Here is a 25,558-nt window from a genome sequence, read left to right as displayed (position 1 = left end):
GGTAAAACAGTTCCGGGAAATGGACGCAGACGCCCGATTCCCCACAATTTCGCCCGCACGGGCCGCGTCGTTCTTTTCCCTCCCGAGCGTACGAGGGGTATGGAACTCGCTTCACTCCGGCGGCGGCCCGCGGTCGAACTGCTCGCGTGGGTCGTCCTCGCGCAACTCGCCGGCGCGCTCGGGAGCGTCTTCACCGTCACCGCCGTGGGGTCGTGGTACGCGACGCTCGCCCGCCCGTGGTTCGCCCCGCCGAACTGGGTGTTCGGCCCGGTCTGGGTGACGCTTTTCACCCTGATGGGCGTCGGCGCGTGGCTCGTCTCCCGACGGGACCACCCCCGCCGCGAACGGGCGCTCACCGTCTTCGTCGGCCACCTCGTCGTCAACGTCGCGTGGTCCGCGGCGTTCTTCGGACTGCAGTCCCCCGCGGCCGGCCTCGCCGTCATCGTCGTCCTCATCGCGGCGATTCTGGCGACGATGCGCGAGTTCGCCGCCGTCGACCGGCGCGCCGTGGGCCTCCTCGTCCCCTATCTCCTGTGGACGTGTTTCGCCGCCGCGCTCAACTACGGCTTCTGGTCGCTAAACTGAGTAATCCGGCGGGGTCAAAGCGCCGCGCCGCCGAATCGGACCGCTCGCGGCGCGTTCTTGCTTATTGAAAACATGCCGCAACGATTATAGTTCTCGTTGCCCTTCGATAGGGAGACTGCCGTGCACGCGACGGACCCAACGGTTTTCGTGGACGACGACTTCGACGGTATCGACCTCGGCGACGGGGTCACGGTGGCGTCACCGAGTGACGGGAAAGGTCCGAGCGACGCCGCGTGCGCCGTCGTCGCGGACCCCGACGCGGAGGTTCCCGACGGCGTGGCGACGGTGCTGTACACCGACGTGCCGCCCGAGGCCGTCGACCGTCCCGACCGATTCGACGCCTACGTCAGACGCGGCGACCGCGCCGCGCTCGAATCGCAGGTCCGCTGGTTGCTCGCGTCCGGCGACGACGCGGGCGCAGGCACGGACGCCGAGCGGGCGGCGGAGCCGAGGAACGACCCCGAGTGGGAGCGCCTCAAACGGCTCTACGAGGGGACGACGGAGCTCATCGCCGCGGAGACGGTCGAGAAACTGTACGAACGCGCCATCGGGCTCACCGAGGACATCCTCGAGTTCGACAACACCTCGTTTTTCCGCCACGACGGCGAGGGGTTCTACGTCGCCGCCAACAACGACGGTCTGGTCGGGACGGGACCGATATCCGACGAGACGGGCCTTCTCGGGCGGACCTACCGGACCGGACGCTCGTTTCTCGTGGACGACGTGCGCGACCACCCGGAAGCCGACCCCAACGACCCCGCGTATCGCTCGGCGCTGAGCGTGCCCGCGGGCGACGACGCGGTGTTTCAGGCTATCTCCAACGAGGTCGGCGCGTACGACGAGACCGACCTCACGCTGGCCGAACTCCTCGTGTCGTACGTCTCCGAGACGCGAAGTCGCATCGAGTCGGAGGCCGCCGTCAGGCAGAGCCGCGAGCAGATAGAGCGGCTCCACCGGGGGGCCACCGAACTGGCCGCGGCGACGAGCCTCGACGAGCTGTTCGAGCGGACCGTCGAAATCACGGACGACATCTTGGAGTTCGACATCAGCTACGTGGGCGTCGTCGAAGACGGCCACATCGTCCCGACGGCCATCTCGTCCGACGCCCCAGCCGACGGCGCGGAGCGCGTCCCGCTCGACGACGGCGGCATCGCGGCCGAGGTGTACCTGTCGAGGACCACGAACATCACCGACGACGTGCGCGACCACCCCGAGGCGCGGCCGGTCAAGCGGATGTACCGCGCCGTCCTGAGTGTTCCAATCGGCGACATCGGCGTCTTTCAGGCGACCGCGTTCACGCCCGCCGCGTTCGACGAGCGGGACGCCGAACTGACCGAACTCCTCATGGCGCACGTCGCGGTCACGGCCGAGCGCATCCGCGCCGAGTCGCGGCTCAGAGACGAGCGCGACCGCTCGACGGCGCTGTTCGAACACGTCTCCGACGCCGCCGTCGCCTACGACGTGGAGGGCGGCGCGCTCACGGTCCGCGACGTGAACCGGGCGTTCCAGTCGGCGTTCGGCTACGACGCCGACGACGTCGTCGGAAGCGACCTCCTCGGTCGAATCGTCCCCCCGGAGCCGGACCCGGACCCCGTCCCCGAACCCGGGGCCGACGAGACCATCCCCGAACTCCTCGTCGCCGCCGGCGAGAGCTACCGCGGGGAGGTCCGCCGACGGACCGAAGGCGGCGTCCGCGAGTTCATCCTGAACGTCGTCCCGCTGTCGCCCGGCGAGGAGCGCGGGGCGGGCTACGCCATCTACACCGACATCACGGAGCGGAAGACCCGCGAAAGCGAGCTAGAGCGACAGAACGAGCGCCTCGAAGAGTTCGCGAACATCGTGAGCCACGACCTTCGGAACCCGCTTTCGGTCGCCCGCGGAAACCTCGACCTCGCCCGCGAGACCGGCGACGAGTCGCGGTTCGACACCGCCGAGCGGGCGCTCGAACAGATGGAACAGCTCATCGACGACCTGCTGTCGCTCGCCCGCCGCGGCCAACTGGTCGACGAGACCGAGCGGGTCGACCTCCCGGCGGTCGCCAAACAGGCGTGGGCGACGACCGAGACCGCCGACGCCGAGTTGGTCACCTGCCAGTCGGTCGTCGTCGACGCCGACGAGGACCGCCTCGTCGAACTGCTGGCGAACCTGTTTCGGAACGCGGTCGAACACGGCGGCCGCGACGTGCGCGTCGAGGTCGGCGGCGTCGACGGCGGCTTCTACGTCGAAGACGACGGCCCGGGCATCGAGCCCGAGCGCCGCGACGAGGTGTTCGAACCGGGCGAGACGACCGGCGAGGACGGCATCGGCTACGGCCTCGCCATCGTCGAGTCCATCGCCGAGGCCCACGGCTGGACGGCCGTCGTGACGTCGGGGACGGCGGGCGGCGCGCGCTTCGAGTTCCGGGCGTGACGGGCGAGTGAAAACGAGCGGAGAGACCGGAGACGACCGGGAACCGCGGCGGTCGGCGCGGCCGGTTCAGTGTACCGAGTTCAGTTCTGCGAGAGTGCGAGCGACGCGAGGAGCGCTTCGAGCTGGACCTGCTCGTTCGCGCCCTCCGAGATGCGGTAGTCGGCCTCGCCGATGCGCTCCATGAGGCGGACGGCCTCGCGTTCGTCGAGGTCGAACTCCCAGACCGAGCGGTGGAGCTGGTCGATGATGTCGCCGCCGGCCATTCCGGTGTCGACGATGAGCGTCTCTAACTGCTTGCGGGCGGCCGTGAACTCGCCGTCGATGGCGTTCCGGACCATCTTCTCGATGTCCTCGGGGCGGGCGGTCGAGGTAATCATGTAGACGGCCTCCTCGTCGACGACTTCGCCGGTCGTCGCGGCGGCCTGCAGGGAGTTGATGGCGCGGCGCATGTCGCCGCCGGCGGCGTAGACGAGCGCGTCGAGGCCGTCCTCCGTGACCTCGATGCCCTCGGCCGCGGCGATGTCGCGGACCTGCTCCGCGACGGCGTCGTCGCCGAGCGGCGAGAAGCGGAACACCGCACAGCGCGACTGGATGGGGTCGATGATCTTCGAGGAGTAGTTACACGAGAGGATGAACCGGGTGTTGTCGGAGAACTGCTCCATCGTCCGGCGGAGCGCCGACTGCGCGTCGTTCGTCAGCGAGTCGGCCTCGTCGAGGAAGATGACGCGGTAGTCGTGGCCGCCGAACGACGAGCGTGCGAAGTTCTTGATGCGGTCGCGGACCACGTCGATGCCGCGCTCGTCGGAGGCGTTGAGTTCGAGGAAGTTGCCGCGCCAGTCGTCGCCGTAGATGGCGCGGGCGATGGCCGTCGCGGAGGTGGTCTTGCCGACGCCCGCCGGCCCCGCGAACAGGAGGTGCGGCAGGTCGTCGCGCTCGATGTAGCTCCGCAGGCGCTCGACGATGTCGTCCTGCCCGTAGACGTCGTCGAACGTCTGCGGTCGGTACTTCTCGATCCAGATTTCACGACCCGCCGGGGCGTCGCCCGACTCCGCGGCCTCGCTCATATCCGTTCTACCGACCGCCCCGCACATAAACCGTGCGAGACGGAGAGCGCCCTCGGCCGACGCCGAGCCGACGGACTGAAACCCGCGCCCGACCCACGAGCGACCATGAACGTGACCGTCGAGGTCGTCGGCGAGGAGACCAGCGAGGTCGCCGTCGGCGACGGCGGGACCTACGCGGACCTCGTGCGGGCGGTGGACCTCAGCCCCCACGAGGTGACCGTCCTCGTCGACGGCCGCCCCGTTCCCGAAGACCAGCCCGTCGAGGTCGACCGCGTGAAGGTGCTCCGCCTCATCAAAGGCGGGTAGTCGGCGCATGGACGACGCCGCAGGAGCCGACGACACCGCAGGAGCCGACGACGACGATATCCGCGTCCGCGAGGGCGACCCCGACGAACTGGTGGCCGTGATGCGCGTGTTCGACGCCGGACTGCTCGAAGCCGACGCGGCCGGGGTCCGCGACCGACTGGCCGCCGGCGACTGCCTCGTCGCCGAAGCGTCAGGTCGGGTCGTTGGCGCGCTGGCGCTCGACGGCGACTACATCGACGCCGTGGCCGCCTCGCCGAGTCGCCGCGGCCGGGGCGTCGGAACCCGACTCGTTCGGGCGGCGCTCGACCGTCGGGGCCGCCTCGTGGCCGACTTCGACGGAGGCGTCCGCCCGTTCTACGAGGCGCTCGGATTCGACATCGAGGAGCGAGGCGACGACGACGGGCGGTTTCGCGGCGTCCTGCGCGACGAGTGACGGCCGCGCCGCTCTGAGTGGGGCGAGTTAACAATCGACATAGATTTAGCCGCCGGTCGTCAAGAGCTAGGGAGTCAAGCCCATGGCAAAGCGAGACCGGAGCGACCGTATCCTGACCGACTGGGACCGCGTTTTCGACGCGCTCGCGGACCCGTCGCGCCGCTACGTGCTGGAGTACCTCCACGACCGGTCGGAGCCGGCGTCGGTCTGGGACCTCGCGGTCGCCCTCGCGGTCCGGACGACCGACCTCCCTCCCGACGAGGTGGACCTACAGGTCGTCGAGCAGGCCGAGGTCGGCATCGTCCACGTCCACCTGCCGAAGCTACAGGCCGCAGACCTCGTCGAATCGGCGGGAGACGGCGTCTCCCTGACCGAGCACGCGGAGACGCTCCCGCTTTTCACGCCGGCGTACCGCGGGGTCGTCAGACCGGTCGGCGACGAAGAAGAGAGACGAGAGCTCTGAGAGCGGTCCGCTCAGACGAGGGGTTCGACGAGTTCGCGGCCGGCTTCGAGGAGCGACGAGACCGCGTCTTCGCTCCCGGCTTCGGCGTAGACGCGCATCTTCGGCTCCGTCCCCGAGGGGCGGACGAGGAGCCACGAGCCGTCTTCTAAGAGGAGTTTGAAGCCGTCGAGCGTGACGACCTTGGCGATGTCGCGGCCGGCGACCGTCTCGGGGAGCACGTCCTCCAACTCGTCGATGACGCGCGCCTTCTCGGAGTCGGGGCAGGCGACACTTATCTTGTCGGCGACGATTTCGCCGTGTTCGGCCTCGATGCGGTCGAGGCGCGCGTCGAAGTCCTCCTCGGCGGTCGCGGCGGCCGCGAGCAGGCCCATCAGCACGCCGTCCTTCTCGCGGACGTGCCCGCGGACCGAGAAGCCGCCGGACTCCTCGCCGCCCATGAGCGCGTCGTGTTCGCGCATGCCGTCGGCGACCCACTTGAAGCCGACCGCGGTCTCGAACACCTCCTCGTCGTGGGCCTCGGCGATGCGGTCGATGAGGAACGTCGTCGAGACGGTCCGGATGGCCGGTCCGGCGTCGGATTCGAGCAGGTAGTCGTAGACGGCGGCGAAAAAGAGGTTCTCGTCGAGGACGCCGCGGTCGGGCGTGGCGATGGCGATGCGGTCGGCGTCGCCGTCGTTTGCGACCCCGAGGTCGGCGTCGTGTTCGGCCATCGCCTCGGCGAGGCCGCCGAGGTTCTCCGCGGAGGGCTCCGGCGAGATGCCGCCGAAGTCGGCGTCGCGCTCGCACCGGAGGCGGACGACCTCCGCGCCGGCGGCTTCGAGGAGCGCGTCGGTGACGCCGCGGCCGCTTCCGTGCATGGCGTCGTAGACGACCGTGAGGTCCGAGAGGTCGTCGCCGACGAGGTCCATCGCGTGGTCGGCGTGCGGCGAGACCACGTCGACGCGCTCGATGGTGCCGCGCTCGGACTCGGGCAGGAGGTCCGGTTCGGCGAGTCGCTCGGCGACCGCGTCGGTCACGTCGGGGAGCGCCGGCGCGCCGTCGGAGGGGATGAACTTGACGCCGTTGTACTCCGGCGGGTTGTGCGAGGCCGTGACCATGAGCGCCCCCGAGAGGCCGCGCTCGGCGATGGCGTAGGCGACGAGCGGGGTCGGACAGTCCCGCTCCGGCAGGAGCACGTCGAAGCCGTTTCCGGCGACGACCTCCGCGAGCGACTCCGCGAAGCCGGGGGAGGTCTCGCGGGCGTCGTAGCCGACGAGCACCGGCGCGGTGAAGCCCTCGTCGGCGAGGTAGTCGGCGACGGCCTGTCCGACGACGCGGACGCGGTCGTCGGTGAAGGTGTCCAGCGTGGCGCGCCACCCGTCGGTCCCGAATGAGATTTCGTCCATACGCGCACCACTCCGCGGCGGGGCAAAAAACTACGTTACGAGCCGACGGGGAGGTGACGCGCTCACGACTCCACGAGCCGCAGTTTCTCCCGGCGGCGGAGCTGTTTGATCTCGTACTCCCGGGACATCGCCGCCGACTTCGACTCGAACGCCTCGACGTGGACGAGTTCGACCGGGGTCCGACCGCGGGTGTACTTCGCGCCCTCGCCGGCGTCGTGTTCGGCGACGCGTCGCTCCACGTCGGTGGTGTATCCGGTGTACAGCGAGCCGTCGCTACACTCGATGACGTAGACGAAGTGCACGAGAGAATGGTTCAGGGGCGCGGATATGAACCCTGCGCCCGACCTCGCGCACGAGGAGTTGGCTTCGCGTGGTGGTCTTTTGTCGCTTCAGTGGTCATGCAGTGCGGGCACGCTGTCGAGCGACCTCCGCGATACCCGCGTTCGCCGAGCAGTTGGGACAGGCGAGAACCTGACCGTCCTTGTCGGCGAACACGCGTGCGAAGCGCTCGGAGACGTGTGACCCGCAGTGGTCACAGACTGGCATTGTTGCGGTCCGGCAGCCACCGAGCCGGTGTATGCTACACGGTACCCCACCCATAAGAGGGCTTCGCGCGTGTGCGTACGCACGCGAAATCGCGCACGACCACGGAGGGACAACTGCCGCCGCTCAGGCGTGTCTACAACGCCCGCTCAGGCGTCGTCGTCGCGGGCGTCGGCGACCGCGCGGGCGATGAGTCCGGCCTGCGCGCCGGCGATGTAGCCGGCGTCGACGTTCACCGCGGAGAGCACGGTACACGACTGGAGCATCCCGAGGACGGCGGCCTCGCCGTCGCCGCCGTGGCCGTAGCCCGTCGAGACGGGCAGGCCGATGACCGGCGTGTCGACGAGGCCGGCGACGACGGTCGGAAGCGCGCCCTCGCGGCCGGCGGCGACGACGACCACGTCGGCCTCGCGGAGCGTGTCGAGGTTGTCGAGCACGCGACCGAGGTGGGCGACCCCCACGTCCTCGATGCGTTCGACGTCCACGCCCATCTCGCGGAGGACCGCGGCCGCCTCGCCCGCGGCCTCGGCGTCGGAGGTGCCGCCGGTGGCGATGGCGACGGTCGCGTCGAGGTCGGGGCGCTCGAAGTCCGGCGCGGCCGCGGCGACCGTCTTCGCCCGGGCGTCGCGGTCGATGTCGGCGTCCGGGAGGGCGTCGGCGACGGCCTCGGCGTGGGCGGTGTCTGCCCGGGTGACGAGCGCCCGACCGCTGGTCTCGACCGCCGCGACGGCCAGCGTCGCCGTCTCGTCGGGCGTTTTTCCCTCTGCCAGAATCGCTTCGGGGACGCCGCGCCGCGTCTCTCTGGCGGCGTCGAACCGCCCGGCGTCGGTCGTCGCGTACCCGGAGAGTCGTACCTCGGCCTCGGCGGGCGAGAGCGAACCGTCCGCGACCGCCTCCAAGATGTCGCGCATGGCCGCACGTTGGCCCGAGGCGTACTCATACCCGTCGTTCCGCCCTCGCGAGGATAAAGCATATATAAGTGGAGATTGTTCCCGATAAATCCGTCCTCATAGAAGCGCCATAACCCCCAAATCCGGCGGTATTAACGTCCAATATAGGAAAGTTTATTAAAGGAGAATCGGTAGGACATTCTGTATGGCAGACCTCATTGTCAAGGCAGCCGTCAAGGAAGCGCTCAAGGACAAGAACGTGGCCTCGGACTTCTACGACGCTCTCGACGAGGAAGTCAAGGAGCTTCTCGAAGACGCTGCTCGCCGCGCTGAGCAGAACGACCGTAAGACGGTCCAGCCCCGCGACCTGTAAACTCGGTCTTTAGACCTCTCGTTCTTTTATCGTCGGCCGGTGAGCGCCGGCCGTGTCCCGCAAATCGAGTCGGTCGTCGGTGCCCGTTCGAGCGCCGGACCACCCGGTCTGCCGCAGGTCCGTTCGAGCGCCGGACCAATCGAGTCAGTATTCGGTGACGTCGACGCCGTCGTCGGTGCCGACGTAGACCGCGTCCGCGAGGCCGACGAACAGGCCGTGTTCGACCGCGCCGGGGAGCGACGCGAGGTCGGTCGCAAGCGACTCGGGGTCGGAAATCGCGCCGAACTCGCAGTCGAGAACGAGGTTCCCGTTGTCGGTGACGACGGGGCCGTCCTTCCGCTCGGCGCGGCGGAGCGTCGCCTCGCCGCCGAGGTCCGAGACGCCCGCCGAGACGGTCGTCCGCGCCGACGGGAGCACCTCGATGGGGACGGCGTGCGAGAGCGTTTCGGCGGTCTTCGAGGGGTCCGCGACGACGAGGAACCGGTCGGCGAAGGCGTCGACCACTTTCTCGCGGGCGTGGGCCGCACCGCCGCCCTTGACGAGCGCGCCGTCGGTCGTCGCCACCTGGTCGGCCCCGTCGATAGCGAGGTCGATGGCGTCGACTTCGTCGAGGTCGGCGACGGGGATGTCGCACTCGCGGGCGAGTTCGCGGGCCGCGAAGGAGGTCGGGACGCCCCGAACGTCGAGACCGTCGGCGACGCGGTCGCCGATGGCGCGGATGGCGAAGGCGGTGGTACTGCCGGTACCGAGGCCGACGACGGTCCCGTCTTCGACCGCTTCGACCGCCGCCGCCGCGGCTCGGCGCTTCTGCGCGTCGGTTCCGCCGGTAGTCTTCATGGCTCTGCCGACTCGGCCGGCGAGTAAAAATGGTCCTGAAACGGGGCGAGCGAGCCGCCCTCAGAGGCGGTCCAAGACCGCGTCCGCGTCGTAGGCGAGCGAGATGGCGCGGGTCCGACCCCGTCCCTCGATTTCGGTGTACCGGGCCTCGATGACGCCCAGTTGGTCCAGTTTGTTCACGAGTTCGGAGTAGCGCGTGTAACCGAGACCGGTCTCCTCGTTGAACGCCTCGTAAACCTCGCCGGCGCGCTCGCCGTCGTACTCGGCGACGACCCGGACGAGCTCGCGTTCGGGGTCCGAAAGCCCCTGCAGACACCGCGAGAGGTGGACGTACTTCGACTTGTCGTAGGCCGCCTCAACGTCCTCCATGTCGACGGTGCGGGAGGCGCGCATCTCGGCGTGCAGACCGGCGCGGCGGAGCAGGTCGATGCCGACCCGGAGGTCGCCGCTGTCGGCGGTGAACTCCGCGACTTGGTCGAGTTCGGGCGCGCCGATAACGTCCTCGTGGAAGCCGCGCTTCGACCGGCCGCGGAGGATGTCGACGATTTCGTCCACGTCGTAGCGGGGGAAGAACACCTCCTCGGGCCGGAAGACGCTCTGGACGCGCCCGTCGAGTTCGTCGATGACATCGAGCGAGAGGTCTGACGAGATGATGATGACGCCGATGCGCGCGCCGGAGTGCGCCTCGTGGGCGCGCAACAGCGAGTAGAGCGTGTCGGAGGCCTCGTTCTCGTAGAACAGGTAGTTCACGTCGTCGAGCGCGACGACGAGCACCTCGTCGTCCTCGACGAGGCGGTCGGTTATCTGGCCGAACAGCTTCTTGAACGAGATACCCGACGACGGGGGTTCGTACTCGAAGATGTGCTCGAAGACCCGCGAGAACACCGCGTAGCGCGTCGAGTCGACCTGGCAGTTCACCCGGACGGTCCGGACGCCCGACTGCGTGCCCAACTCGCCGAACAGCTTCTGGACCGCGGTGGTCTTGCCCGTCCCCGGCGGACCACGCACCATCGTGTTCAGGGGGCGAGAGCCGCGGACCGCGGGCCGGAGCGCGTACTTCAGGCTCCGCAGTTGGCTCTCGCGGTGGTTGAACGTCTCCGGAACGTGGTCGATTTCGAAGACGTGTTCGTCGCGGAACACCGTCTCGTCCCACGACAGCATCCCCTCTTCGGGGTCCTCCCTCATCGAGTGAAGTACCACGCGCGGGGGACTTAATCGTTTACCGCGCCGGCGTCCGACGGGGGACAGACGGGGGTCGGCTCGCTCGCACCCGCCCGCGAGAGGCGTCGGCGTCGTCGCCGCGGTCCGTGGGTACTCACAAGTCGGGGCGTCGCCTACTGAAGGAGCCGAACGAGTCGGTAGCCGATGGCGACGAGTAGAAGCAGTCCGACCGCGCCGATACCGAGGGCGACCGGCGTCCCGCCGGTCCGCGAGAGCGCCCCCAGCGCCGGAAGCACGAAGACGAACAGCACGAGGAACCCGCCGAACACCAGAAACACCAGGTAGACGGCGGTCCCAAGCACGTCCCAGATGGCGCTTTTCGTGGCGTGGTAGACGAGGTCGTACTGCTGTCGTTCCTCGGGGGAGAGCGAATCGGAGGGCACGGGCGGGGTTGTCGGCGAGCCAAGATAAATCGTGCGTCGCCGCGGGCGATCGCGTCAGTCGAACTTCTCCAGCAGTCGCCCGTAGAAGCTCGTCTCGTTCTCGCCGGCCAGTTTCTCCACGATGAGCTCCGGTGTCGACCGCGCGAGGTGGTCCTTCACGGGCGAGCGGTTGACGACGAGTTCGCCGTCCTCCAGCCCGACCGCCTCGATGCCGTCGACCGCGACCGACACGTCCGCGGCCTCGCGGATGCCGCCGGCGAGGTGCGAGACGAACACCGCGGCCGCGCCCTGTTCGGCGAGTTCTTCGAGGATGCCGGCGATGATTTTGGCGGACGCGCCGGGTTCGGTGATGCTCTCCAGTTCGTCCACGAGGACGAGTCGGTCGGCCGCGCCGTCGGTGAGCGCGGCGAAGTCGCGGAGCGTGCTCTCGAACGCGCCGGCGTCGAGGGTGCCCTGCGACTTGGCGTAGTAGTGGAGTTCGGAAAACCGCGAGAGCCGGACCGACTCGGCGGGGACGGGAAGCCCCATGTGCGCGAGGACGACGACGAGGCCCACGAGGTCGAGCGTCGAGGTCTTGCCCCCGCTGTTGACGCCCGACAGGAGCGTGACGCCCGACACCTCGTAGTCCACGGGGTCGACCTCCGCGAACTCCACGTCGAGGAGGGGCGAGCGGCCGGCCTCGATGGCGAACGACCCGGCTCCGTCGTTTCCGGCCGCGCCGGTGAACTCGGGGAAGACGCAGTCGAAGTCGCGGGCGAACCGCGAGACGGCGAGGCGCACGTCGAGTTCGAGCGCGTCGCGGACCAGCGTCTCGACGGGGTCGCGCAGGTCGCCGAGGTCGGCGGCGAGACCGGCTTTCAACTTCGCGGCGCGGCGGTCGCGGGCGGCCTTCAGTTCGGTTCGGAGGCGGCCGACGGCGTCCTCGTCGTGGCCGAGCGGAAACGACGGGTCCTCGGGGAAGACGCGCTCCGTGAGGTCGGCCTCGCCGGGGCGGAGCGACAGCGACTCGACGAGGTGGTCGCGGGCGGCCGAAAGCGCCTCGTCGAACTCGTCTTCGAGTTCGCGCGACAGCAGGGAGTCGACGCGCGCGCCCTGCTCGACGAGCGACAGGAAGTCGGTCCCCTCGATGGTCACGTCGCGCTCTCGAATCACGTCGCGGAGGCGGTCGTTGGCGACCGACTCGGCGGTCGAGACGGCGGTGTCGAGGTCGTCCACCGCGTTCGAGAGGCGTTCGAGTTCGTCGTCGCCGAGGACGGTCCCGTCGTCGGCCAGCCGAGAGAGGGCGTCGCGGAGGGCGGCGAGGTCACACGGCGGGTCGAGTTCGGCCGCTTCGTGGACCGCGGCGGCCGCTTCCAAGGCCTCGCGGTTCGCGGCGAAGAAGGCGAGCAGTCGCTCGGGGACGACCTCGTCGGTCCGCTCGGCGGCGTCGGGGAGGACGCGCACGTCGCCCTCGACGTCGATGCCGGCGAACGACTCGTCCAGCACGACCACCGTCGAGTACGACCGCGCGAGTTCGGCGATGTCGCGGCCGTTCTCGACGACCTCGATGGAGAGTTCGGGGAACGCCTCCTTGGCGGCGGCGTAGCGCTCCGCGTCGGCGGTGGCGAGACAGCGCTCGCGGACGCGACGCGGCTTCGGGTCCGCGAGAGGTTCGACGCCAGCCAGCGCCGCGAGCACGTCGGGGTCGGGGTCGAGGTCGGTCGCGGCGGCGGCGAACGCCCGGACCTCCTCGATGCGCGAGGCCGACCCGGTCGGAAACAGCGTCTCCAGTCGCTTCTCGGCGTACGTCGTGACCGTCCGCGCCTGCAGGAGGCCGAGCGCGTCGCGGTATATCTCCGAGGCGCGGTCGGTGGCGAGGAAGCCGCCGGGGTCGTCGTGGTCGCGGCGAATCGCCTCGCGGGCGATGGCCGCCGCCCTGCCCTCAGAGAGCCCCGGCGCCCGCGCGAGCGCCGCCACGTCGCCGTCGGTGAGCGCTCGCTCGGCGTCGTCGAGTTCCGCGAGCGCGGCGGCGGTCTTCTCGCCGACGCCCGGGATGGTCTCGAAGTCCATTCGGGCGGACCTATCGCGGCATAGGACAAAAAGTCGCGGGGTGGTGACCGCGGGACGACGCGCGGGTCGCGCCCGCCGAGAGAGCGCCTGTCGCGGCCGGTTCGCCGGCGCGTCCGGCCTTCGCGGTCGTTCGCGCCGGGGGCGAGGGGCTTTTGCCCGTCGGCCGGGAAGGAAGGCCATGAGCGAGCGAGACGTCGCGGCGAAGGCCGACGAAGTACGCGAGGCGCTCGCGGAGCGCGAGAGCGTCCTCATCGCCTTTTCGGGCGGCGTGGACTCCAGCGTGGTCGCCGCACTCGCCCACGAGGCGCTCGGCGACGACGCGGTCGCCTGCACCGCGAAAAGCGAGACCCTGCCGGACGCCGAGTTGGACGACGCGAGGCGCGTCGCCGAGGAAATCGGCATCGAACACCTGACCGTCGAGTTCTCCGAGTTGGACAACCCCGACTTCGTCGCCAACGACGACGACCGGTGTTACCACTGCCGGACGATGCGCCTCGGACGGATGTACGAGGCCGCCCGCGACCGCGGCATCGAGGCCGTCTGCGACGGGACGAACGCCTCGGACCCCGGCGAGGGCCACCGCCCCGGCCTCCGCGCCGTCGAGGAGTTAGAGGTGCTGTCGCCGCTTTTAGCCCACGACATCACGAAAGAGGAGGTCCGCGCCATCGCCGACGACTACGGCCTGTCGGTCGCCGACAAGCCCTCGATGGCCTGTCTCTCCTCGCGGATTCCGACCGGGCTCGAAGTCACCGAGGAACGGCTCTCGCGGGTCGAACGCGCCGAGACGATTCTCCGGACGTGGGGCTTCGAGCAGTTCCGCGTCCGCGACCACGACGGCCTCGCCCGCATCGAGGTCGCGCCGGAGGAACTCGACCGCGCCCTCGACGCCGACTTCGTCCGCGCCGCCCGCGACCACCTGAAGGACGCCGGCTTCGACCACGTCACGCTCGACCTCCACGGCTACCGGACCGGGAGCGTCAGCCCCGCGGCCGAGGCGGATACGGACGCCGACGCGGGCGACGACGACCTCCTCGTGGACGACGTGTTCGCGCAGGACTACCCGATGCGGGAGTAAGGAAACGCGAGGAAACGCGAGCGCCGCGACCGCACCGAGAATCGCCCAATCGCCCGCAGAACGGCCTACGTCGTCAGGAATCGCGTCTCGTTCTCGGCGACGACGTGGACGGACGGCTCGTCGCCGTCGTTTCTCAGTTCGACTTCGAGCTCGCAGATGCCGCCGTTGTCGAGCGGTTGCGACAGCATCGCCTCGACGACGTCGAGTCCCTTCACCTCGCCGAGCGACAGCCGAATCGGCGCGCCGTGGCTGACGACGAGCACCGTCTCGTCGGTGGCGAGCGAGTCGGCGAGCCCCTCGCGGGCGTTGAGGACGCGGCGGCGGACCTCGACGAGGCTCTCGCCGCTCGGGGGGCGCTCGCGGGCGGCGGGCGCGCCGACCGCCGCGAGGGAGTACTGCGGGTACCGGTCCGTGAGCTCGTCGAATTCGAGCCCCTGAAGCGACCCCACGTCGCGCTCGCGCCACGCGGAGTCGAGGACGGGTTCGACGCCGAGTTCGCGGGCGACGGGGCGGGCGGTCTCTTGGGCGCGTTCGATGTCAGAGGAGACGAGGCGGTCGACCTCGTAGGTGTCCGCGACGTGGTGCGCGAGGGCGTCGGCCTGCGCGCGGCCGCGCTCGGTGAGCGACACGGGGGCCCACCCCTGTATGCGCCCGGCGCGGTTCCACGTCGTCTCGCCGTGTCTGGCGAGAAGGAGGGTTGCCATACGTCCGTCTCTCTCCCCACCGGCAATGAACGTTCCGCGCGAGATTCACGGTCTCGGCGCGCCAACTGTTGGGTATGGCACACGAATTCGAAACGAGCATCGAGATAGACGCCCCGCCCGAACGGGTGTGGGAGACGCTCGTCGACTTCGACCGCTACCCCGAGTGGAACCCGTTCATGCGAATCGCCGGGCGGCCGAACGAGGGCGCGACGCTCACCGTCCACCTGCGGCCGCCGGGCGGCCGCGAGTCGGAGTTCGAACCCGACGTGACCCACTGCGAGAAGCACCGCGAACTGCGCTGGCTCGGCCACCTCGTCTTCCCGGGGCTGTTCGACGGCGAACACCGGTTCCGCCTCGAACCGCTCGACGGCGGCGAGCGCACCCGATTCGAGCAGTCCGAGACGTTCTCGGGCGTCTTCGCCGGACTCCTGTTGCGGTTCGTCGGCGACGAGACGCGGGCGGGGTTCGTCGCCATGAACGAGGGGCTGAAGACGCGCGTCGAGGGAGTGGTCGCGGCCGAGAAACGGGAGGCGACGGAGTCGACGGACGCGGCGTGATTCCCCGCGGTCTCGGGGAGATTCGGCGCGTTACAGCGACTCGCCGCAGAAACGGCAGATGTCTCTCCCTGACTCCTCCAACGAGTGGCAGTTCGGACAGGTGACGGTCTCGGTGCGGGCGGAAGGGACGCCGTTCGGCGACGCCGACTGACCGGCCGCGCGGCGACCAACCCCGGGTTCGTCGCGCCCGAGGTTGAGGTACAGCGCCAAGCCGAGAACCCCGCCGACGAACACCGAGAAACCCCAGAGGAAGGCGTTGTGCGAACTGTGCCTGGTCGCGTCGATGCCGGCCCAGACGCTCACGACGAACCAGAGCGGGAGGCGACCACCGACAGGGCGACGAGGTCGGCCATCATATAGGTATTCTAACCATTCTAAGATAGGTCTTCTGAACGGTCGGCGGTCGGCGGAAACGAGGAGGAACGAACCGGCCGGGAGAGAGACGAGAGAAACGAGAAGCCGGTCAGTTCCCGGTCCAGCGCAAGGCCGCGAGCGTCCCCTCGAACAGGACGATCATCGTCGCGCCGATGATGATGGGGGCCATCCCGGTCGGATCGGGGCTGACGAGGAACGCGAGGCCGAGGAACGCGCCCCAGAACAGCAGGCGGCGGTCTTCGAGCCACCGCCGGGTGACGAGGTTCATCATGATGGCCAGTTCCACGAACAGCGGAATCTGGAAGACGACCGCCATGTAGCCCATCAGAATGAGGATGAGGTTGAACGTCTCTTTGAGACCGAACGCGACGACCGCGGTCCCCTCGGTGTAGGAGGTGAAGTACGCGAAGATGGCCGGGAGCACCACGAAGTGCGCGAAGAGGACGCCGACGAGCGCGAGGATGAGGCTCGTCGGGACGGCCGCGAGGTAGTATCTGCGCTCTTTCGGATAGAGCCCGGGGCGCATGAACAGGTACGTCTCGTAGACGAACACGGGGAGGCCGATGACGGTCCCGGCGAGGCCGGCGACCTTCAGTTTGGTGAGGATGAGTTCGAGCGGGCCGTAGAGTCGCGGCCGGCGGTCGACGATGGTCTCCGCGCCGGGGATGTGGGAGTTCCAGAGGAAGTTGATGACGTCGGTCGCGCTCGGGATGTGGACGCCGAAGGCGGCCTGCGTGTCCACGAGCGCGTTGAGGATGTCCGCGCCGGGGAAGAGCACGAGCGTAATCGCGCCCGCGACGCCGAGGACGACCGCCAACCGGCGAATCATCTCCTCGATGTGCGCGGTCAGCGGCATCTCCTGGTCGCTTTCGGGGGCCTCGCCGACGAGGCCGCCCACGTCTTCGTCGTCGAAGTCGTCCTCGACGGGCGCGGTCGACGGGGCCACGCCGTTCACCTCGTCCTCGCCCGAAAGAGCGGGGGTCGCGCCGTCGGCCGCCGCGTTCGGTCCTGCTCCGGCGTCGGCCGGCTCCTCGCGCGAATCGTCGTACGTCCCCTCGGGGACGTGCGAGGTGTGTTCGTCGTCGGCGAGGAGACGAGGCTCGTCGGCGTCGCCGGAAGCGCTATCGTCGCCGTCGTCCGGGTCGTCAGTATCGCCGGAAGCGCCGTCGTCGTCCGTCTCGTCGGGAGCGTCGTCCGTCTCGCCGTCGTCAAACCCGTCGGTGACGGCCTCGTCTCGCGGGGTGACTCGACCGTAAACCGGACCGTCGGACGACGAAGGCCCATCGTCGCCAGACTCGTCGGACGAGCGCTGGTCGGCGTCGCCCGAGGCGTCCGTCTCGTCGTCGGCCGCAGAGAGCCCTGTGTCGCGCTCCTCGTCCGCCATTCAGGTGTCCTACGCTTCCGGCCAGTTATAGGTCTTTTCGCATCGCGCCGAGGAGGCGCGTCGAGGGGGTCGAAATCACGCCCGCGGTGAAAAAGATTGATAACCGCCAGACTGCTTTCGCCACGTACGTATGTCCAGCGCCCTCGACGAGGACACCCAACAGACCATCGCGGCAGGCCGCGAGACCGCCGGTGCGATGCTCCGAGCGGCGCAAAAGGACCTCCAGAAGGTCTTTATCGTCTTCCTCGTCGGGTTCCTCGGCACGTTCTACGCGCTCCGACTCTACGTCTGGGGGTTCTTCCGGGGCGTGACCAAGGCGCAGATGGACGCCAGCGTCTCCGGGAACGTCAGCATCATCGCCCAGACGCCGTTCGACGTGATTCTCTTGCAGGCGAAAATCGGCCTCGTCGTGGGGGTTCTCTTCGCGGTCCCGCCGTTCATCTACGTCTCGCGGGACGCGCTGAAAGCCCGGGGCGCGTGGCCCAAATCGCCCGTCGCGCCGTGGAAACTCGCGCTCATCGGGCTGACGATGGTCGTGCTGTTCGCCGCGGGCGTCGCCTACGGCTACTTCGTCTTCTTCCCGTTCACCTTCGCGTTCCTCGCGCAGAACGCGCTGTCGGCCGGCTTCACGCCGAGTTACTCCATCGTGAAGTGGGCGCAGTTCATCTTCCTGCTCACGCTCTCGTTCGGCCTCGCGAGCCAGCTCCCGCTCGCGATGACCGGCCTCTCGTACGCCGAAATCGTCCCCTACGAACTGTTCCGCGACAAGTGGCGGCACGCCGTCGTCGGCATCTTCGCCTTCGGCGCGCTGTTCACCCCGCCGGACCCGTTCACCCAGATCATGTGGGCGGTGCCCGTCATCTCGCTGTACGCGTTCAGCCTCTATCTCGCCCGCGTGGTCGTCACGGCCAAGCGGGGGAGCGAGAAGATGGACGTCAAGGCGACGGCGGCCCACCACTGGAACCTCCTCGCGGGCGTCGGCGTCGTCGGCGGCCTCCTCGTCTACGCCTTCTACGAGTACGGCGGCGTGGAACTCGTCAACGACGGCCTCGCCGCGGTCGGAAGCGACTACGTGTTCCTCGACCCCGGCTCGCAACTCGCGTTGGGCGCGTTCGTCGCCGGCGGCGTCGTCGTCGGCCTCGCGTTCGGGCTCGCCTATCTCGTCTACCGCGACATCGAGCGGATCGAACGCACCGAAGTCGGCGTCGGCGATCCCTCGAAGCTCGACCTCTCGGCGCTCGACGTCGCCGGCGTCCGCGCCGCGCCGCCGGAGGTCTTCGCCGACCGCGACGAAGACGAGATTATGAGCCTCGCGTCCGCCGCCATCGACGACGGCGACAAGGCCAAAGCGCAGGCGCTCATCGACCGGTTCGACGAGGCCGAAGCGGACCGCGAGGCCGAGGCGGCCGACGCCGAAGACGAGCCGGGCGAACTCGAAGACCGGACGACTCGCGCGGGCGGCGCGTTCTTCGCCGAACTGACCGAAGGCGAGACCGACGAGGACGACATCGGCGGCTACTACACCGACATCGCGTTCATCGTCGACTCGCTCACCTCGCGGGCGTTCTGGGTCGTCGGCTGGTTCATGCTCGTCCTCGCGGTGACGTTCGGCTGGCTCTACACGGGCGGAATCCGGGACGTCTACGAGGACTTCCTCGGGCGGCTCCCCGCCGTCGTGACGCCGGAAGAAGTGCTCAACGTCGTCGCACTCCACCCGATGGAGGCGCTCATCTTCGAGGTGAAGTTCTCGACGATTCTGGCCGTGCTGGCGACGCTTCCGCTCCTCGCGTACTTCGCGTGGCCCGCGCTCCGCGAGCGCAACATCATCCGCCGGCGCCGCCGGACCGTCTTCCTGTGGACCGGCGCGCTCGCCGGCGGTCTCCTCGGCGGCTTCGCGCTCGGCTACAGCTACGTCGCGCCGACGGTCATCACGTTCCTCGTCGAGGACGCGCTCGCGGCGAACATGATAATCTCCTACCGCATCACCAACTTCTTCTGGCTCATCTTCTTCACCACCGCGGGCATCGGCCTCCTCGCCGACGTGCCCATCCTGATGGTGCTTCTCAACACCGCCGGCGTCAGCTACCGGATGATGCGGAAGCGCTGGCGCGAGGTCACGGTGTTCATACTCGCCATCTCGGCGGTGTTCACCCCCGCGAGCATCACGACGATGTTCATGGTGACGCTCCCGCTGATGGCCGCCTACGGCGTCGGCCTCGGCGTCCTGTTCGTGCTGACCGTCGGCGGCCGGCGCGACCTCTCGCCCGCCCGCGGCGCGGCGGAGTGAGCGCGGGCCGACCGCGACCGACTCGTCAATTCGCCAACCCGAAGACGCGCCGAACACCGCCGTTACGGCCGTTGAAAAGGCGTTAAGTATTCTCACGAGAATCGCGGAGTATGGCCAAGATAAGCGTCGAGATACCCGACGAACTGCTCGCTGACCTAGACGAGCACGTCGGCGACGACGGGAAGTTCGTGAACCGGAGCGATGCGGTTCGGGCGTCCATCCGGAAGACGCTCGACATCCTCGACGAAATCGACGACCGACACAACCGCCTCGTCGAAGATGAGTGAGGGGCGCTCGGCCGTCGGACAGGTCGCCCTCGTCGGGCTGTTCGTCACCGCGCTGACGACGGCGCAGTTGACGGCGTCGAAACTGCTCTCGATTCCCCTGCCGTCGGCGGTGGGCGAACTCCCGTTCGTCGGCGCGGCCATCCTCATGCCGGGGGCGGCGCTGGCGTACGCGCTCACCTTCTTCGCGTCCGACTGCTACTCCGAACTGTACGGCCGCCGGGCGGCGCAGGTCATGGTGAACGTCGGCTTCGCCATGAACTTCGTCCTCCTCGGCCTCGTCTGGAGCACCATCGCCGCGCCCGCCGCGAACCCCGAGTTCGCCGCGCAGTTCGCCACGGTGCTCTCGTCGGGGACGAACATCGTCGCCGGGAGCCTGCTCGCGTACCTCGTGAGTCAGAACTGGGACGTCATCGTCTTCCACGGCATCCGCGACCTGACCGACGGCTCGTTCCTCTGGCTCCGCAACATCGTCTCGACGGCGACGAGTCAGGCCATCGACACGGTCATCTTCGTCGGCGTCGGGTTCTACGTCGCGCCGACGGTCCTCGGCATCGGAGACGTGCTCCCGTGGAACGTCCTCATCGGCCTCGCCGTCGGCCAGTACCTCCTGAAACTGCTCATCGCAATCGTGGACACGCCGTTCGTCTACGGGACCGTCGCGCTCCTCCGCGGCGACGACGAGTCCTCGACCGACGGCTGGGTCGCGGACTGAGACGCCCCCGGGGCGACGGACGCCTTATCTCTTTTGGTAGCATACCACACGACGTATGGCCGACGAGCACCGCCACAGGCTCACCGAGCGAGACGGGATGGAGATGGGGGTTCGCTGTCCGAACTGCGGGACCTACACGTCGTTCGGGGACATCCTCGCCACCGGGGCCTGCCGCGGCGGGTGGAAGGGGTGTCGAACGGGACTTCGGCTCGACCTCGTGGTGTACGACTGAAAACGACGGGCGAGACCGACGAGACGCCGAGTCGCGGAGTGGAAGCGGAAGCAGACGCAGAAGCACAAGCGGAAGAACAGCGCGCGCTCAGGCGGTCCCGTCGGCGTCCGGCGACTCGTTCACTCGTTCAGATAGAGGTACGCCGCCGCGACGGCGAAGACGGCCTCGCCGCCCTTCGAGAGAATCGCCATCTCGCTGATTCGCCCGCTCATGACGACCCACGCCGCGATTTGGGCGAGCGCGAACGCGATGGCGACGAGGTAGAACTCGCGCCGCCAGAACTTGCTCAGGTAGACGGCGATGCCCGCGAGGAACCCGACGCCGGCGAGGACGAACAGAATCGCCTGCGTCTGGTTGAACTGCATCAACACCGGCGCGAGCGAGAGGTGGGCGTACACGGACGCCAACGCCCCGAGGATGGCGACGTACGGAACGATGCCTGACGGGAGGCCGGTGAACAGCGGTCGCGGGTCGGTGGTCGTCGTATCTGCTGACATGGGTGACTCACGAGCAGAGTCGTGTCAAGCGGGGATAATGCTTGCCCGAAGTTAGACACAAATTGCGGAGGAGGCGAGGTCGGCGACGCGGCGGCCCGCGGGCGCGAGACGCGCCGGACTCGACGCGGGGGACCGGCGTGCGGAACCGACGCGCTCAGTCTTCGTCGTCTATTGGTTCGGCGAAGGCGAACCGCGGTTTCACGTCGGTGACACGGACCGTCGGCGTGTCGCCCGCCTCCGTGCCGGAGACGAACAGCGTGAAGTCCTCGACTTTGGCGATGCCGTCGCCCTCGCTTCCGACGTCGACGATTTCCACGTCGAGTTCGTCGCCCTTCCGGACCGGGGCGGTGAGGAAGTGCTTGCCGACGAGGTACTGCTCGGAGGAGCTGTCGCGGGAGGCGTCGGGGCGCATCGACCGGACGTACTGGAACTCCCGTTCCATGTCGGCGCGGAGGTCCGCCACGTCCGGGCCGTCGAACACCTTCACGGCGAAGTCGCCGCCGGTCGCCAACAGCTCCTGTGCGACCTCGAACGCCTGCCGGGCGAGGTAGACGGAGCGGGCGTGGTCCAGCGAGTACTCGCCGGTCATGTTCGGCGCCATGTCGGAGACGACGGCGTCGGCCCCGCGCTCGCCGATGACGGCCGTCAGTTCCTCTTTCGTCTCGTCTTCGGTCATGTCGCCGCGAATCGTCTGGACGTTGTCGCGGTCGATACCGCGGATTCGCTGGAGGTCGACGCCGACGACCTTGCCGTGGTCGCCGACCTTCTCGGAGGCGACCTGTAACCACCCGCCGGGGGCGGCACCGAGGTCGACGACGGTGTTACCGGGACCGAACAGGCCCGCGTCCCCGTCGAGTTGCTTCAGTTTGTAGGCCGAGCGGGCGCGGTAGCCCTCCTGTTTGGCCTTGTTGTAGTAGTGGTCTTTTCGTGCCATGGTTACCTCGCTGAACTGCCCGAGATGTTCCGCGCGGGAACGGCCGGCGAATTCGCGTTCATATCGGGTGTGACGTGGTCAGCCCGGAAAGGCACATCGGATACCACCCGGAGGCGCGTCGGCGCCGACTGAGGCGCGACACCGTCGAAGTCAGCCCGCAGACGACTCCGTCTGCGGGCCGCGGAACGCCGACAGCGCGTCCGCGTCGCCGCCGGCGCGGGAGAGAATCGTCACGATGTCGTCCGGCTTGATGACCGTGTCCCCGTGCGGCGTGAGTTCCCGGTCGCCCCGCTCGATGGCGATGACGAGCGTCTCCTCGTCGAGAATCCCCCGCTCGGAGGCGTCTTCGAGCGTGAGGTCGGCAATCGGCGCGTCGGACTGCACGGAGACCTCGACGACGCTCGCGTCGCCGGTGAGGCTGATGAAGTCGTTGGCTTCGGGCGCGTGGCCGCCGTCCTCGGGGTCGAACGGTCCGTAGGGGGCGAACAGTTCCTCTTCGAGGAGGTCTTCGTCTTCGATGTGGATGCCGATGTCGGTGAGCAGTCGCGCGACGCGTCGGAGGTCGCCGGTGCTCTCGCCGACCGCGAGGACGTGGAGGTTGCGGCGGCCGGTCATCAGCGTCCGGACGTTGATGACGCCCGGAATCGCCCGCGCCTCGTGCGCGAGCGCCTCTCTTTCGGTCACGGGAACGTCGCAGAGATAGAGGTTCGTGAGCTTCCCGCCGGCGCGCTCGAAATCGACCTGCGCGGTGGTGCCGCGGATGATTCCGGAGTCTTCGAGCTTGTGGATGCGGTTCCGGATGGTGGCTCCGGAGACACCGGCCTCCGCGGCGAGCGTGCTGGCGGACGTGTTACGCGCATCGTTCATCAGGGCGTAGAGGATGCGTCGGTCGATCTCGTCGAGGCGGTGGTCGGTGTTTCGATATGGCATCGGTGGCTGTGTCGAGTTTCGGTTTGCGAAGTTAGCTACCCCGCGTTTTCTTATAAGGCTTGTCTGGACGACGCTCGTCTTGCGAGACGGAACCGCTCGAACGAGGGGCCGCGAGGGGAGGTCAGCCCCGTACCAGTCCGTGAGGGACCGCGAAGACGAGCCAGTCCGGACGCGTGCGACCTCTCCCCCACCCGCCCACAATTTCGTTCTTAGAAATTATACTCGTTTCTATTTTCGAATCCGTAGTAGAAGGGCAGGGCTTATATCGTTACACAACCGGGTAGCGTCTATGAACGAGACGAACGTCACCGAGACGGCCGACAACGCGGCGCTCCGACCCGAACAGCGGGTCCCGAAGCGACGGACCGAGGGTGCCAGCACGGAGGCCAACGGATGAGCGACGAGGAGCTCGCGAAAGACCTCGGCCTCCTGTCGGCGCTGACCATCGGCATCGGGACGATGATCGGCGCGGGCATCTTCGTCCTGCCCGGCGTCGCGGCCAGCACCGCCGGCCCGGTCGTCGTCGCCTCGTTCGTCGTCGGAGGTCTCATCGCGCTGGTGAACGCGCTTTCGGTCTCCGAACTCGGCACCGCGATGCCGAAAGCCGGCGGGGGCTACTACTACGTCAACCGCGCGCTCGGGCCGCTTTTCGGCTCTATCGCCGGCCTCGGCGACTGGATGGGGCTGGCGTTCGCCTCCGCGTTCTACAGCATCGGCTTCGGCCAGTACCTCGCGACGCTCCTGCCGATGCCGGCGTTCCTCTTTCTCAACGAGGTGCAGGTCGGCGCGCTCGTCGCCGGTGCCGTCTTCGTGGGCGTCAACTACATCGGTGCCAAGGAGACCGGCGGCGTGCAGACGGTCATCGTCACGGTCCTGTTGGCGATTCTGGCCCTGTTCGCGGTTCAGGGCTGGCTGTCGTTCGACTTCGCGACGCTCGTCGGCGACGGCGGTCTCGCGCCGTTCGGCTACGGTGCCATCCTGCCGGGCACGGCGCTCGTGTTCGTCTCGTTCCTCGGATACGCGAAGATTGCGACCGTCGCCGAGGAGCTGAAGAACCCCGGTCGGAACCTCCCGCTTGCGGTCATCGGGAGCGTCGCCATCGTCACCGTCCTCTACGCGATTCTCGTGAGCATCATGCTCGGCGTGGTGCCGTGGCCGGACCTGAGCCAGAGCGCGCCGCTGACGCAGGCGACGCAGGCCGCGTTCCCCGGCGGACTGGCCGGCCTCGCCGTCACTATCGTGACGCTGGGCGCGCTTCTCGCGACCGCCTCCAGCGCGAACGCGTCGATTCTGGCGTCGGCTCGAATCAACTTCGCGATGGGACGGGACCGAATCGTCACCAACTGGCTCAACGAGATTCACCCGAACTACGCGACGCCCTACCGTTCGATTCTCGTCACGGGTGCCGTCATCGTCCTCTTCATCGCGGCGCTCGGCCGCGACATCGAGGTGCTGGCGAAAGCCGCGAGCGTGCTCCACCTCGTCGTCTACGCGCTCATGAACGCGGCGCTCATCGTCTTCCGGGAGACGGACCCCGAGTACGACCCGGCGTTCACCGTGCCGCTGTACCCGTTTACGCCGATAGTCGGCATGGCGCTCTCGCTCGGACTGCTGGCGTTCGTCGGCGGGGAGGAGCTCCTGCTTTCGGGGCTGTTCGTCGTCGGTGCCGTGGTCTGGTACTTCGTGTACGCACGGAACAACGCCGACAGGCAGGGCCTGCTCGGTCGGCACATCCTCTCTCGGGGCGACGAGCTACCGAACTCGGTCGTCGACGCCGCGGCGACGGTCGCGCCGAACGGGTCGGGTCGCATCGACGACGCGCCCGCGACGACGACGATGGTCGCGGTTTCGAACCCCCGAACCGAGCGGGCGCTCGTGACGCTCGCGGCCGCGCTCGCCAAGTTCGACGGCGGGCGGGTCCTCGCCACCCACGTCATTCAGGTCCCGGACCAGACCTCGCTGGCGGCCGCCGCCGACCAGCGCGACCGCATCTCGAAGACGTCCGAACAGCTCATGGCCGACGCGCGAGCCGACGTCGAACAGTTGGACGTGCCGGTCGACACGCGGACGATTCTCTCCCACGAGGGACTCGCAGAGGTGTTCGACGTGGCGCGTCAACACGGGGTCGACAGGCTGGTCATGGGCCACAGCGGCGCGAAACTCGCCGGCGGGCGGGTCGAGGGCGCGCTCGACGAACTCACCCACGACCTCCCGTGTGACGTGCTCGTCCTCGACGGAGGGGAGTTCGACCCGAGCGAGGTGCTCCTCCCGACGGCGGGCGGGCACTCGTCGGACCTCTCCGCGGAGGTCGCACGGGCGTTGCAAGCGACGACCGACGCGCGCATCTCGGTGCTACACGTCGCCGACGAGGTCGCCGCGGGTCGGGAGTTCCTCGAACAGTGGGTCGCGGAACACGACCTAGAAGGAGTGGAGCAACTGGTCGAGACGGGCGACGTGGAGACCGTCATCGGCGAGGCGGCGGACAAGTCGCTCGTCCTCGTCGGCGCGACGGAGTCCGGCCTGCTGTCCCGACTCGTCGGCGGGTCGCTGGCGCTGTCCGTGCTCAACGACCTCGAGACGACCGTGTTGCTGGCCGAGCGCCCGCGGCGGCGGTCGCTCCGAGAGCGGCTGTTCGGCTGACGG

The 25,558-nt window shown here is 68.7% G+C and carries 27 protein-coding genes and 1 pseudogene; 13 read left to right on the top strand and 15 right to left on the bottom strand.

The genetic code is table 11. The features are described 5' to 3' along the window. The first annotated feature begins 99 nt into the window (after positions 1–99). The gene (locus tag IEV64_RS06015; RefSeq protein WP_188423430.1) at positions 100–585 is read left to right on the top strand and encodes a TspO/MBR family protein; all 486 of its coding nucleotides are present in this window, start codon (positions 100–102) and stop codon (positions 583–585) included. A gap of 147 nt (positions 586–732) precedes the next feature. After that, positions 733–2,994, top strand: coding sequence for a GAF domain-containing protein (locus IEV64_RS06010; protein WP_188423429.1), 2,262 nt, complete (start codon positions 733–735; stop codon positions 2,992–2,994). An 80-nt stretch (positions 2,995–3,074) separates the two neighbouring features. Here the strand turns inward: IEV64_RS06010 and IEV64_RS06005 are convergent, their stop codons facing one another. Continuing rightward, entirely contained in the window at positions 3,075–4,058 is a 984-nt protein-coding gene (locus IEV64_RS06005) for a replication factor C small subunit (RefSeq protein ID WP_188423428.1), read from the bottom strand. Between the two features lie 105 nt (positions 4,059–4,163). Between IEV64_RS06005 and samp2 the strand changes: the two genes are divergently transcribed. The 3 genes from samp2 (at position 4,164) to IEV64_RS05990 (ending at position 5,260) form a co-directional block, all read left to right on the top strand. Beyond that, positions 4,164–4,364 carry a ubiquitin-like small modifier protein SAMP2 gene (gene samp2 / locus IEV64_RS06000; protein WP_004973827.1) on the top strand — a complete coding sequence of 67 codons (201 nt, stop codon included), beginning with the start codon at positions 4,164–4,166 and terminating at the stop codon, positions 4,362–4,364. A 7-nt stretch (positions 4,365–4,371) separates the two neighbouring features. After that, positions 4,372–4,797: a GNAT family N-acetyltransferase gene (locus tag IEV64_RS05995; RefSeq protein WP_188423427.1), complete on the top strand. Its 426-nt coding sequence runs from the start codon at positions 4,372–4,374 to the stop codon at positions 4,795–4,797. Positions 4,798–4,879: 82 nt separating this feature from the next. After that, on the top strand, positions 4,880–5,260 hold the full coding sequence (locus IEV64_RS05990; RefSeq protein WP_007275529.1) for a DUF7344 domain-containing protein: 381 nt from the start codon (positions 4,880–4,882) through the stop codon (positions 5,258–5,260). Between the two features lie 11 nt (positions 5,261–5,271). Here the strand turns inward: IEV64_RS05990 and IEV64_RS05985 are convergent, their stop codons facing one another. From IEV64_RS05985 to larB, 4 genes are all read right to left on the bottom strand, one after another. After that, positions 5,272–6,645: a phosphoglucomutase/phosphomannomutase family protein gene (locus tag IEV64_RS05985; protein WP_188423426.1), complete on the bottom strand. Its 1,374-nt coding sequence runs from the start codon at positions 6,643–6,645 to the stop codon at positions 5,272–5,274. Between the two features lie 62 nt (positions 6,646–6,707). After that, a complete protein-coding gene (locus tag IEV64_RS05980; RefSeq protein ID WP_007275531.1) occupies positions 6,708–6,947 on the bottom strand; it encodes a GIY-YIG nuclease family protein in 240 nt (79 codons plus the stop codon). A 94-nt stretch (positions 6,948–7,041) separates the two neighbouring features. After that, positions 7,042–7,191, bottom strand: a complete 150-nt coding sequence (locus IEV64_RS20100) for a DUF7563 family protein (protein WP_187367346.1) — start codon at positions 7,189–7,191, stop codon at positions 7,042–7,044. A gap of 146 nt (positions 7,192–7,337) precedes the next feature. Beyond that, positions 7,338–8,099 (bottom strand): nickel pincer cofactor biosynthesis protein LarB, encoded by a 762-nt coding sequence (gene larB, locus IEV64_RS05975; protein ID WP_188423425.1) that lies wholly within the window; start codon positions 8,097–8,099, stop codon positions 7,338–7,340. A gap of 184 nt (positions 8,100–8,283) precedes the next feature. Here larB and IEV64_RS05970 point away from each other — a divergent pair, with 184 nt between their 5' ends. Next, the gene (locus IEV64_RS05970; protein ID WP_004045310.1) at positions 8,284–8,451 is read left to right on the top strand and encodes a DUF1931 family protein; all 168 of its coding nucleotides are present in this window, start codon (positions 8,284–8,286) and stop codon (positions 8,449–8,451) included. A gap of 144 nt (positions 8,452–8,595) precedes the next feature. Here IEV64_RS05970 and rpiA read toward each other — a convergent pair whose 3' ends face one another. The 4 genes from rpiA to IEV64_RS05950 form a co-directional block, all read right to left on the bottom strand. After that, complete coding sequence (rpiA, locus tag IEV64_RS05965) at positions 8,596–9,288, bottom strand: ribose-5-phosphate isomerase RpiA (RefSeq protein WP_188423424.1); 693 nt, start codon at positions 9,286–9,288, stop codon at positions 8,596–8,598. A 60-nt stretch (positions 9,289–9,348) separates the two neighbouring features. Next, positions 9,349–10,473 carry an ORC1-type DNA replication protein gene (locus IEV64_RS05960; protein WP_007275534.1) on the bottom strand — a complete coding sequence of 375 codons (1,125 nt, stop codon included), beginning with the start codon at positions 10,471–10,473 and terminating at the stop codon, positions 9,349–9,351. A 149-nt stretch (positions 10,474–10,622) separates the two neighbouring features. Next, complete coding sequence (locus tag IEV64_RS05955; RefSeq protein ID WP_188423423.1) at positions 10,623–10,892, bottom strand: hypothetical protein; 270 nt, start codon at positions 10,890–10,892, stop codon at positions 10,623–10,625. 54 nt (positions 10,893–10,946) lie between these two features. Beyond that, positions 10,947–12,941 (bottom strand): MutS-related protein, encoded by a 1,995-nt coding sequence (locus tag IEV64_RS05950; RefSeq protein ID WP_188423422.1) that lies wholly within the window; start codon positions 12,939–12,941, stop codon positions 10,947–10,949. Between the two features lie 178 nt (positions 12,942–13,119). Here IEV64_RS05950 and larE point away from each other — a divergent pair, with 178 nt between their 5' ends. Continuing rightward, positions 13,120–14,016, top strand: coding sequence for an ATP-dependent sacrificial sulfur transferase LarE (larE, locus tag IEV64_RS05945; protein WP_007275537.1), 897 nt, complete (start codon positions 13,120–13,122; stop codon positions 14,014–14,016). Between the two features lie 65 nt (positions 14,017–14,081). Here larE and IEV64_RS05940 read toward each other — a convergent pair whose 3' ends face one another. Then, positions 14,082–14,720: a histidine phosphatase family protein gene (locus IEV64_RS05940; RefSeq protein WP_007275538.1), complete on the bottom strand. Its 639-nt coding sequence runs from the start codon at positions 14,718–14,720 to the stop codon at positions 14,082–14,084. 74 nt (positions 14,721–14,794) lie between these two features. Here IEV64_RS05940 and IEV64_RS05935 point away from each other — a divergent pair, with 74 nt between their 5' ends. After that, the gene (locus IEV64_RS05935) at positions 14,795–15,277 is read left to right on the top strand and encodes an SRPBCC domain-containing protein (RefSeq protein WP_188423421.1); all 483 of its coding nucleotides are present in this window, start codon (positions 14,795–14,797) and stop codon (positions 15,275–15,277) included. A 30-nt stretch (positions 15,278–15,307) separates the two neighbouring features. Here IEV64_RS05935 and IEV64_RS20040 read toward each other — a convergent pair. Further along, positions 15,308–15,630 (bottom strand): annotated as a pseudogene (locus tag IEV64_RS20040) (hypothetical protein). Between the two features lie 110 nt (positions 15,631–15,740). After that, positions 15,741–17,036, bottom strand: coding sequence for a twin-arginine translocase subunit TatC (gene tatC / locus IEV64_RS05930; protein WP_188423420.1), 1,296 nt, complete (start codon positions 17,034–17,036; stop codon positions 15,741–15,743). A gap of 130 nt (positions 17,037–17,166) precedes the next feature. On the opposite strand from tatC, the gene IEV64_RS05925 reads away from it, so the two are divergent. The 4 genes from IEV64_RS05925 to IEV64_RS05910 all read left to right on the top strand — a co-directional run bounded on the left by IEV64_RS05925 (position 17,167) and on the right by IEV64_RS05910 (position 20,554). After that, a complete protein-coding gene (locus tag IEV64_RS05925; RefSeq protein ID WP_188423419.1) occupies positions 17,167–19,323 on the top strand; it encodes a twin-arginine translocase subunit TatC in 2,157 nt (718 codons plus the stop codon). Positions 19,324–19,433: 110 nt separating this feature from the next. Next, positions 19,434–19,610, top strand: coding sequence for a ribbon-helix-helix domain-containing protein (locus IEV64_RS05920; protein ID WP_007275542.1), 177 nt, complete (start codon positions 19,434–19,436; stop codon positions 19,608–19,610). Continuing rightward, positions 19,603–20,322: a queuosine precursor transporter gene (locus IEV64_RS05915; RefSeq protein WP_188423418.1), complete on the top strand. Its 720-nt coding sequence runs from the start codon at positions 19,603–19,605 to the stop codon at positions 20,320–20,322. Before IEV64_RS05920 ends, IEV64_RS05915 begins: the two co-directional genes overlap by 8 nt. 55 nt (positions 20,323–20,377) lie before the next feature. Beyond that, complete coding sequence (locus IEV64_RS05910) at positions 20,378–20,554, top strand: hypothetical protein (protein ID WP_004968931.1); 177 nt, start codon at positions 20,378–20,380, stop codon at positions 20,552–20,554. 119 nt (positions 20,555–20,673) lie between these two features. Here the strand turns inward: IEV64_RS05910 and IEV64_RS05905 are convergent, their stop codons facing one another. From IEV64_RS05905 to IEV64_RS05895, 3 genes are all read right to left on the bottom strand, one after another. Then, the gene (locus IEV64_RS05905; protein WP_188423417.1) at positions 20,674–21,051 is read right to left on the bottom strand and encodes a DUF7475 family protein; all 378 of its coding nucleotides are present in this window, start codon (positions 21,049–21,051) and stop codon (positions 20,674–20,676) included. A gap of 154 nt (positions 21,052–21,205) precedes the next feature. Continuing rightward, on the bottom strand, positions 21,206–21,985 hold the full coding sequence (locus IEV64_RS05900) for a 23S rRNA (uridine(2552)-2'-O)-methyltransferase (protein ID WP_007275545.1): 780 nt from the start codon (positions 21,983–21,985) through the stop codon (positions 21,206–21,208). 150 nt (positions 21,986–22,135) lie between these two features. Continuing rightward, positions 22,136–22,915, bottom strand: a complete 780-nt coding sequence (locus IEV64_RS05895; RefSeq protein ID WP_007275546.1) for an Lrp/AsnC family transcriptional regulator — start codon at positions 22,913–22,915, stop codon at positions 22,136–22,138. Positions 22,916–23,308: 393 nt separating this feature from the next. Here IEV64_RS05895 and IEV64_RS05890 point away from each other — a divergent pair, with 393 nt between their 5' ends. Beyond that, the gene (locus IEV64_RS05890; RefSeq protein ID WP_188423416.1) at positions 23,309–25,555 is read left to right on the top strand and encodes an amino acid permease; all 2,247 of its coding nucleotides are present in this window, start codon (positions 23,309–23,311) and stop codon (positions 25,553–25,555) included. The last annotated feature ends 3 nt before the right edge of the window (positions 25,556–25,558 follow it).

It is taken from the genome of Haloferax sulfurifontis (assembly GCF_014635105.1).
Taxonomy (GTDB): Archaea; Halobacteriota; Halobacteria; order Halobacteriales; family Haloferacaceae; genus Haloferax; species Haloferax denitrificans.
This window is presented reverse-complemented; position numbering and strand designations above follow the sequence as displayed.

Excerpts from the sequence above, each read along its gene's own strand:
- rpiA (WP_188423424.1), bottom strand. The coding sequence starts at position 9,288 with ATGAAGACTACCGGCGGAACCGACGCGCAGAAGCGCCGAGCCGCGGCG.
- IEV64_RS20100 (WP_187367346.1), bottom strand. The coding sequence starts at position 7,191 with ATGCCAGTCTGTGACCACTGCGGGTCACACGTCTCCGAGCGCTTCGCA.
- larB (WP_188423425.1), bottom strand. The coding sequence starts at position 8,099 with ATGCGCGACATCTTGGAGGCGGTCGCGGACGGTTCGCTCTCGCCCGCC.
- IEV64_RS05935 (WP_188423421.1), top strand. The coding sequence starts at position 14,795 with ATGGCACACGAATTCGAAACGAGCATCGAGATAGACGCCCCGCCCGAA.
- IEV64_RS06005 (WP_188423428.1), bottom strand. The coding sequence starts at position 4,058 with ATGAGCGAGGCCGCGGAGTCGGGCGACGCCCCGGCGGGTCGTGAAATC.
- IEV64_RS05990 (WP_007275529.1), top strand. The coding sequence starts at position 4,880 with ATGGCAAAGCGAGACCGGAGCGACCGTATCCTGACCGACTGGGACCGC.
- IEV64_RS05950 (WP_188423422.1), bottom strand. The coding sequence starts at position 12,941 with ATGGACTTCGAGACCATCCCGGGCGTCGGCGAGAAGACCGCCGCCGCG.
- IEV64_RS05985 (WP_188423426.1), bottom strand. The coding sequence starts at position 6,645 with ATGGACGAAATCTCATTCGGGACCGACGGGTGGCGCGCCACGCTGGAC.
- tatC (WP_188423420.1), bottom strand. The coding sequence starts at position 17,036 with ATGGCGGACGAGGAGCGCGACACAGGGCTCTCTGCGGCCGACGACGAG.
- IEV64_RS05895 (WP_007275546.1), bottom strand. The coding sequence starts at position 22,915 with ATGCCATATCGAAACACCGACCACCGCCTCGACGAGATCGACCGACGC.
- larE (WP_007275537.1), top strand. The coding sequence starts at position 13,120 with ATGAGCGAGCGAGACGTCGCGGCGAAGGCCGACGAAGTACGCGAGGCG.
- IEV64_RS05890 (WP_188423416.1), top strand. The coding sequence starts at position 23,309 with ATGAGCGACGAGGAGCTCGCGAAAGACCTCGGCCTCCTGTCGGCGCTG.
- IEV64_RS05900 (WP_007275545.1), bottom strand. The coding sequence starts at position 21,985 with ATGGCACGAAAAGACCACTACTACAACAAGGCCAAACAGGAGGGCTAC.
- IEV64_RS05940 (WP_007275538.1), bottom strand. The coding sequence starts at position 14,720 with ATGGCAACCCTCCTTCTCGCCAGACACGGCGAGACGACGTGGAACCGC.
- samp2 (WP_004973827.1), top strand. The coding sequence starts at position 4,164 with ATGAACGTGACCGTCGAGGTCGTCGGCGAGGAGACCAGCGAGGTCGCC.
- IEV64_RS05915 (WP_188423418.1), top strand. The coding sequence starts at position 19,603 with ATGAGTGAGGGGCGCTCGGCCGTCGGACAGGTCGCCCTCGTCGGGCTG.
- IEV64_RS05970 (WP_004045310.1), top strand. The coding sequence starts at position 8,284 with ATGGCAGACCTCATTGTCAAGGCAGCCGTCAAGGAAGCGCTCAAGGAC.
- IEV64_RS05920 (WP_007275542.1), top strand. The coding sequence starts at position 19,434 with ATGGCCAAGATAAGCGTCGAGATACCCGACGAACTGCTCGCTGACCTA.
- IEV64_RS05925 (WP_188423419.1), top strand. The coding sequence starts at position 17,167 with ATGTCCAGCGCCCTCGACGAGGACACCCAACAGACCATCGCGGCAGGC.
- IEV64_RS05905 (WP_188423417.1), bottom strand. The coding sequence starts at position 21,051 with ATGTCAGCAGATACGACGACCACCGACCCGCGACCGCTGTTCACCGGC.
- IEV64_RS05960 (WP_007275534.1), bottom strand. The coding sequence starts at position 10,473 with ATGAGGGAGGACCCCGAAGAGGGGATGCTGTCGTGGGACGAGACGGTG.
- IEV64_RS05910 (WP_004968931.1), top strand. The coding sequence starts at position 20,378 with ATGGCCGACGAGCACCGCCACAGGCTCACCGAGCGAGACGGGATGGAG.
- IEV64_RS05995 (WP_188423427.1), top strand. The coding sequence starts at position 4,372 with ATGGACGACGCCGCAGGAGCCGACGACACCGCAGGAGCCGACGACGAC.
- IEV64_RS06015 (WP_188423430.1), top strand. The coding sequence starts at position 100 with ATGGAACTCGCTTCACTCCGGCGGCGGCCCGCGGTCGAACTGCTCGCG.